The 6657-nt window shown below is 72.3% G+C and carries 8 protein-coding genes; 4 read left to right on the top strand and 4 right to left on the bottom strand.

Annotated features, from left to right (window positions below; translation table 11 throughout):
- The first annotated feature begins 512 nt into the window (after positions 1–512).
- On the top strand, positions 513–863 hold the full coding sequence (locus EIO00_RS06790; RefSeq protein WP_140176252.1) for an ArsR/SmtB family transcription factor: 351 nt from the start codon (positions 513–515) through the stop codon (positions 861–863).
- A gap of 106 nt (positions 864–969) precedes the next feature.
- Positions 970–1494 carry a GNAT family N-acetyltransferase gene (locus EIO00_RS06785; RefSeq protein WP_140176250.1) on the top strand — a complete coding sequence of 175 codons (525 nt, stop codon included), beginning with the start codon at positions 970–972 and terminating at the stop codon, positions 1492–1494.
- A 169-nt stretch (positions 1495–1663) separates the two neighbouring features.
- On the opposite strand, the gene EIO00_RS06780 is transcribed toward EIO00_RS06785, so the two are convergent.
- Together EIO00_RS06780 and EIO00_RS06775 are read right to left on the bottom strand one after the other, a co-directional pair.
- Entirely contained in the window at positions 1664–2575 is a 912-nt protein-coding gene (locus EIO00_RS06780) for a DUF6891 domain-containing protein (RefSeq protein ID WP_140176248.1), read from the bottom strand.
- 264 nt (positions 2576–2839) lie between these two features.
- The gene (locus tag EIO00_RS06775; protein ID WP_140176246.1) at positions 2840–3316 is read right to left on the bottom strand and encodes a hypothetical protein; all 477 of its coding nucleotides are present in this window, start codon (positions 3314–3316) and stop codon (positions 2840–2842) included.
- Between the two features lie 447 nt (positions 3317–3763).
- Here EIO00_RS06775 and EIO00_RS06770 point away from each other — a divergent pair, with 447 nt between their 5' ends.
- Positions 3764–4285, top strand: a complete 522-nt coding sequence (locus tag EIO00_RS06770; protein WP_175596144.1) for a GNAT family N-acetyltransferase — start codon at positions 3764–3766, stop codon at positions 4283–4285.
- A gap of 201 nt (positions 4286–4486) precedes the next feature.
- Entirely contained in the window at positions 4487–5077 is a 591-nt protein-coding gene (locus tag EIO00_RS06765; RefSeq protein ID WP_140176242.1) for a hypothetical protein, read from the top strand.
- Between the two features lie 43 nt (positions 5078–5120).
- Here EIO00_RS06765 and EIO00_RS06760 read toward each other — a convergent pair whose 3' ends face one another.
- Entirely contained in the window at positions 5121–5675 is a 555-nt protein-coding gene (locus EIO00_RS06760) for a DUF4240 domain-containing protein (protein WP_140176240.1), read from the bottom strand.
- 171 nt (positions 5676–5846) lie between these two features.
- On the bottom strand, positions 5847–6476 hold the full coding sequence (locus tag EIO00_RS06755; RefSeq protein WP_140176238.1) for a DsbA family oxidoreductase: 630 nt from the start codon (positions 6474–6476) through the stop codon (positions 5847–5849).
- Positions 6477–6657 lie beyond the last annotated feature (181 nt).

The raw sequence follows: 6657 nt of genomic DNA, 5'->3' as shown, positions 1-6657 counted from the left end.
AGGGGTTCGAATCCTCTCGGCTGCGCCACAGGTCAAAGGCCCCTCGCGATCACCGCGAGGGGCCTCTGCGTCGGCCATGGGAGCCACGCTGGGAGCCACCGACCGATCAGCCCTCTAGCAGAGCGCTCACCATCGACCCGACCGCCGCGGCGAAGACATCGCGACCCCCATGAGCCGTCCGCCGCTCACGCGCACGCAACCCCAAGGCCTGAAGGACGGATCTGCATGGCCTGGCCGAGCAACCACCTCATGAACGGGAACGCGCACCTGAACCAGCGTGGACGGCATGAATGCGACAAAGGTCATGCAGCCGGGCGTGCGGCAGCGGCCCGACCGGAGGTTCGACGTCCCCGCCGGACAGCCGATCGAGGACATCCGGTCCATCCGCGACGAGATCGAACGCCTGCGCGGGTTCCCTGCTCGCCGAGCTCCTGCCCGCCGACGCCTGACGCGCCCCGTGCATCGGTCGCCGCCTTCCCCGAACCCAATTCATCGTCTATCGTCGATGGACGATGAATGGGCAGAAAGGGCCGCTCGACCGGCGGACGGCGACCGAGTACGCGTCATGGTTCAAGGCGCTCGCCGACCCGACGCGCGTCCAGATCGTGTCCTTGCTCGCCCGGCGGGGACGGCCGATGAACGTCAAAGAGATCGTCGACGCCGTCCACGTCGGGCAGTCGACCGTGTCCGCGCATCTCAAGGTGCTCACCGAGGTCCGGTTCGCGCTGGTCGACCAGCGCGGCACCTCCCGCTTCTACCGGATCAACACCGCGTGCGTGGAGCGCTTCCCCACCGCCGCCGATCTGGTCATGGGACGTCCCGCACCGGTCGCCCCTGCCCGCCCGCCCGAAGGGGAGGCCTGATGCCCGACGCCCACATCACCATCGCCCCCACCGCCGACACCGGGGACGGGCCGTACGCCGCCCCCGTCCGAGCCGCCGAGCCCATCAGCCAGCCGGGGACAACGCCATGCCACGCCACCAGCCTCCCGGCGTCGCCATCCGCGCCATGGAACGCCGCGACGCCGACCAGGTGCTGACGATTTACCAGCAGGGCATCGACACCGGAAACGCGAGCTTCGACACCACCGCACCCACCTGGCAGGAGTTCGACGCCGCCAAGCTCGACCGTCACCGGTTCGTGGCGATCGACCCCACCGCCGAGCCGGGCAGCGACGTGCTCGGCTGGATCGCCGCCAGCCGCGTTTCCGACCGCTGCTGCTACGCCGGGGTGGTGGAGCACAGCGTCTACATCGCCTCCCACGCTCGCGGGCGGGGCATCGGCGCCGCCCTGCTGGCCGCGTTCATCGCGTCCACCGAGGCCGACGGCATATGGACCATCCAGGCCGGCGTCTTCCCTGAGAACACGCCGAGTCTCCGCCTGCACGCCAAGGCGGGATTCCGCACGGTGGGCATCCGCCAACGCCTCGGCCGCATGCACGGCCGGTGGCGCGACGTCGTCCTGCTGGAGCGCCGGAGCCCCGTCGTCCTGTGACCCGATCCGCCCCGGCCCGGCGGCGAGGGATCACGCCGGCGCGGGCCGGAGGCGGCCGGGTCGGTGCAGGTCGGCGAATGCACCGGATCGACGCGTCGTCACCCGCTTGTCGTCCGCCTGTCGCCCGTCCTCGGACGGCCGCACACGTCCCGCTCTCGATCCGTGCCCGTCAGGACCGGTGCTCGATGGCCGGCTCGCCCGGCTCGTCGACGGCGACCCGGTCTTCCTCGGCGAGGATCCTGATCATCCTCTCGGCCTCGGTCATGGTCACGTCGCGGCGGCGGGAGCGGCGTCGCGCGGGGTCGGACGACTCCAGGGACAGCGTCCCGTCCCGGGTCCAGGTGACCTGGAGGCGTCCTCCGGAGCGTCCGATGAAGCCGGCGAAGTTGCCGGGATGGGGATCCAGCTCCAGCAGGACGTCCCTGGCCTCGACGTACGACACCGGCGTCGGGGTGTCCTTTCTGCGGCCCCGGTGGCCGCGGTAGAAGACCTCGAGAGGACGGGGGGAGGCGTCCTGGGGTTCGGGGCCGCCCGGCCAGGAGGCGAGCCGGCCGAACCGGCGGCGACGCCAGGTCAGGGGCACATGAATGCGCTTACTCGGGTCGCCGTTCCAGGCGGGGGAGAGGCCGTGGCCGCGCAGCGCGGCGACGACCTCCTCGCCGATCTCCACGACGTCCCCGGCGTCGCTGAAGACGCCGAAGGCCAGGTAGCAGCCATGGCCTTCGGCGGCGACCTCCATGTCCTGGTGGTGGGCGAAGACGTAGCCGCGGCGTTCCTGACCGTCGGGGATCTCGCCGTCGATCTCGGACGTTCCGCAGCGGAGACAGCAGGTGAAATCGGTGCGCGCGACGATGCCCGCGGTGTTCAGGTCGCCGAACGCCAGCAGCAGCCGGTCGGAGTCGAGGAGGTCGGGCCAGGTGCGCTGCTCTTCGAGGTAGGACTCGAACTCTTCGATGACGACCTGGCTGAAGTCGGCGGAGTCGTCCCCCAGGTAATCCGCGCAGTCGCTCAGGATGGTCTCGTAGTCGTCCTTTCCCAGGGCGAGCCGAAACCTGACGAACTCTCGGAGCTCTTCGTCCATACGGCGCAGCATTGCACACGGCTGTGACAGTTCCGACGTTTCTCCTCATCCGTCCGATCGGATGAACCCCCGGCCGGACGACTCCTCTCGATCGGATGAGTCCTCTTGGCCGACGAGTCCGCTCGATCGGGCGGACGACCGTTCAGGACGGCCGTCACCGCGGCCGCGGCGTCATCGTCGCGTCCGCCCCGGCCCGGATCCCATACCGTCCCGGCGTCTCCGCCTTCCGCTTCGAAACGCCGGAGGGGACCGGCGGCCCGCCGTTCACTCCGCCGCGACGAGTCCGTGGTCGCGTTGGAAGTCCCACCACCAGTCCCGGCTTCCGGTCAGCCGCGCATAGCCCTCGCCGAGGAGGAAGCGGTCGACGAAGTCGTCCACATCGTCGGCGAGCCGCTCGAACCGGGTGGCTATGAAGCTGTATTCCAGCCAGAGCTCGGGGAACCACCAGATCGCGCCCGTCGGCCGCTCCATGACCAGCGGGAAGTCGTCGACGAGGCCGAAACAGAGCCACCGGTCGCGATCCCCGCCCATGAGCTGCACGGTGTCGGCGTCGTCCAGATGGAACTGGTTGCGGTCCAGCTCCCGGTAGGGGAAGACCACCACCCATCCGGCTCTCAGGCCGTCTGCGAGCGTCAGCAGGTCGCGCAGCCCTTCCGGGATGTCGGGCATGGGGTCGCGCGAGCCGGGCTGGAATTCGGCGAACATGTACGAGTCCGGGACGGCGGCCAGTGCCGCTCTCACCGCCTCGAACTTCCGCCGTACCCGCTCTTTCACTCTGGGGTTTCCGTTCCGGTCGCCACGCCGCCCGCCCAGGATATTCGCCCTTCGTCCTCCGAGTCGTCCGTTCGTCCGCCGCCCGCGCCGGCGAGCGCCCCGTCCACCGCCGTCGGCCGCCATGGGCGCCGGTGCGCGCGGTGCCGCCCCGGATCGCGGCCGGGAGGCGTGCGGGCGGCGCGCATGTCCTCAGCCGGCCCGCCTGAGGGCCCGCCGGGACGTTCTCCCCGGTCGCGTCACGCTCCCGCGCCGAACGTTCCGGCGCCCCGAGGAGGGCGTGGAGGCCGCGCGGCGAAGACCGGTCGCGGGCGGGGGCGACGGGCCGGAGCGGCGGCGCCGTGCGCCATCGCTCTCGCGGGCGTCCGATGCCCTCGATGCACGGCTCGGGCGGCATCGGCTTGGGATCATGGACGGGTGACCACCACCCGGCTCCTCACCCTCGACGACGCACCGGTCCTGGCGGAGCTGGTGCGGCTCAACCGCGATTTCCTGACGCCCTGGGAGCCGCTCCGGAGCGAGGAGTACTACACGCCGGAGGGGCAGCTCGCCGAGATCCGGGAGGCGCTGGAACGGTATGAGCAGGGCTCGTCCGTGCCGCACGTCATCGTGGACGATCACGGCCGGGTGGTGGGGCGCATCACGCTGAGCGGCATCGTGCGCGGCGCCTTCCAGTCGTGCAGCGCGGGTTACTGGGTGAGCGCCCACGCCAACGGCCGGGGGCACGCCACCGCGGCGGTGCGGGAGATGGTGCGTCTGGCCTTCGAGGATCTGGGGCTGCATCGGGTGCAGGCCGAGATCCTGCCGCACAACGTCCGATCGCGACGCGTCCTGGAGCGCAACGGCTTCGTCCGCATCGGGCTGGCGCCCGCCTACCTCAACATCAACGGCCGCTGGCAGGACCACATCCTGTACCAGAAGGTGAGGCCCGATCCCTGACGGCCGGCCTCGCGGGCCCGCCGCGGACCCGTGCGGGCCGGAGCGGGGTTCCGGTCCCGCCGGTCTCGCCGCGCCGCGTTCTCCTCACGGTCCGCCCCGGGTCCGGGGCGGGAGAGGAGGGCGGAGAGGTCCGGCGGCGCGTCGTCCGCGGCGCTCGTGCGCCCGAGCCGGCTCGGTTCCGGGGCGGCGGATAATCGCCGCGTGGACATTCGAGATGTTCTTCGCCAGGCGGTCCGGCGCGTCCCCGACTCGGTCGTCGCCGACGGCGGGGTGACCGCGGCGGACGTCGGCGAACTCCTGGACCAGGACGAGTGGGAGGTCGTACTCGAATTCCTCATCGAGCTCGGCGAGGCGTATCCCGCGGACCCCTCGTGGTGGGACCTGCTGGCCGAGGCCGCTCGTCAGCTGTGGCTCGACCGCGTCGAGGCCTGGTGTCTGTGGCGGCGCTATGAGGCCGTCCACGGCGTCATCCGCGCCGACCTCCGGCTGGTGCCCTCCACCGCGCCCGGTGGGCGGCGCCTCCCCGTTCCCGCTCGGGGGGTGCTGCGTCCGTTGTGGGACATCGGCGACGTCACCGCGGCGGGTCATCCCGACCTGTACGTGGCGCGGATCTGGGTGGAGGACGCGCCGGAGCTCCCGCCGGGCGGGCGCGGCACGGTGCGGCTGGCCCCCTTGTCCCCCGAGCGATGGCGTCGGCTGGCGCCGGGCGATGTGATCACCATGCACGAGCAGGCGCCGGTCGCCGGCACGGCGACGATCCTGGAGGCCTCCTTCACCGAGCGCGCCGGCTGAGCGCGCCGGCGGCCCGCCCGGGGCGCGGCGATGGTCGCGCCGCTCAGGCTGGGAGGAACAGCTCCGCCAGGCGGGGCAGCCGGGCGCGCATCTCGGCGTCGTCGTCGAAGTCGAACTCCTCGCCCATGTCGGCCTCGTCCTCGTCCGGGTCGTGGGAGTCCCGGTGTTCGTCGACGGCCTCGTAGAAGTCGTGCTCGTCCTTGCCGGTGATCCGTTCGTAGGCCTTGGCCGCCGCGTGGCCGGCCTGCTCGTAGAACACCGGATAGCCTTCGCCGTCGGTCGCGGCCTTGATCACCGCCGGGTGGTCGGCCAGGGCGTCGGGCGAGCGCCGTACGCGTTCATGCCACTCCCGCCCGAGGGCGATCAGCCCGGCGCGGAAGTCCGCGAAGGAGTCGTCGGAGCAGCCGCCGCCGATCAGGTGTGCGGCGGCCCACACGTCCCACCGGCACACCGCCGCGTCCAGTTCGTCGAAGCGGGCCTGGAAGGCGCAGATCTCCTCCGCGGAGCGTTCCGCGAGCCGGTCCTCCAGCGCCTCGTGGAACGCCTTGTCGTCCGCTCGCGCCGCCTCGACGATGCCCCAGAAGTCGTCCTCGTTCACGGCGGTCACTTTGCCACAATTCGAGTGATCTTCCGGGGTTTGAGTTGATCATCCCTAATCGAAGGGCCTCGTCGACCGACACATCGTGCTCCGCCCCGGCGGGCGCGGGCCCTCGCGCCCGTTCGACCACCGGTCTCGACGGCGCTCGAAGGCCCGCCCGGGAGGCCGTGCTCAGGAGGCGACGGCGTCGGCGACCTGGCGGAGGGCGGACTCCAGCACCTCGACGGACTGGGCGCCCGAGACGCCCCACCGTCCTTCGAAGAGGAAGAACGGGACGCCGCTGACGCCCATGGCCCGCGCCCTGGCCCCCTGCTCCTCGACCTCGGCGACGCCCCGGTCGGACGCCAGCAGGTCGCGCACCGCCGCGGCCTCCAGCCCGGCCTCACCGGCCAGCTCGGCCAGGGTGTCGTGGTCGGCGAGGTTGCGTCCCTCGGCGTGCTGGGCGCGGAAGAACCGTTCGACGACCGCGTCCTGCACCCCCGCCGTCCCGGCCAGGCCGATGACGCGGTGGGCGTCGCGGGTGTTGACGCTCAGCGCCTTCTCCGGGGCGAACGGCAGGCCCTCGGCGGCGGTCAGCGCCCGGAGCCGGTCGTGTGCGGCGGCGACCTGCTCGGGGCCGCCGAACTTCTCCGCCAGCACCTCCACGACGGGCCGGGCGGTGGCGGGCGCGGCGGGGTCGAGCTGGAACGGCCGCCATCTGACCTGCACATCGCCGCCGAAACGCGCCACCGCGGAGCGGAACCGCGCCTGCCCCAGGTAGCACCAGGGGCAGACCACGTCGGAGTAGATCTCAACGTTCATGCCCCGGTCAACCCGCGCCCCGTCCGCCGCATTCCGCCGGCGGGGGACGTCGTTTCGCCCCGCCGGCCGACCGTGCGCCTCCCGATCGGGCGCGCCGCTCGACCGGCCGCGTCCCCGCCACCCGGCCGCGTCCCCGCCGGCCGCTCAGGCCCCTCGCCCGGTCGTCGCCGCCCGCGTCCGG

Source organism: Thermomonospora catenispora (assembly GCF_006363815.1).
Taxonomy (GTDB): Bacteria; Actinomycetota; Actinomycetes; order Streptosporangiales; family Streptosporangiaceae; genus Thermomonospora; species Thermomonospora catenispora.
This window is presented reverse-complemented; position numbering and strand designations above follow the sequence as displayed.

Coding starts and splice junctions, on each gene's coding strand:
- EIO00_RS06790 (WP_140176252.1), top strand. CDS start 513: ATGAATGGGCAGAAAGGGCCGCTCGACCGGCGGACGGCGACCGAGTAC.
- EIO00_RS06785 (WP_140176250.1), top strand. CDS start 970: ATGCCACGCCACCAGCCTCCCGGCGTCGCCATCCGCGCCATGGAACGC.
- EIO00_RS06780 (WP_140176248.1), bottom strand. CDS start 2,575: ATGGACGAAGAGCTCCGAGAGTTCGTCAGGTTTCGGCTCGCCCTGGGA.
- EIO00_RS06755 (WP_140176238.1), bottom strand. CDS start 6,476: ATGAACGTTGAGATCTACTCCGACGTGGTCTGCCCCTGGTGCTACCTG.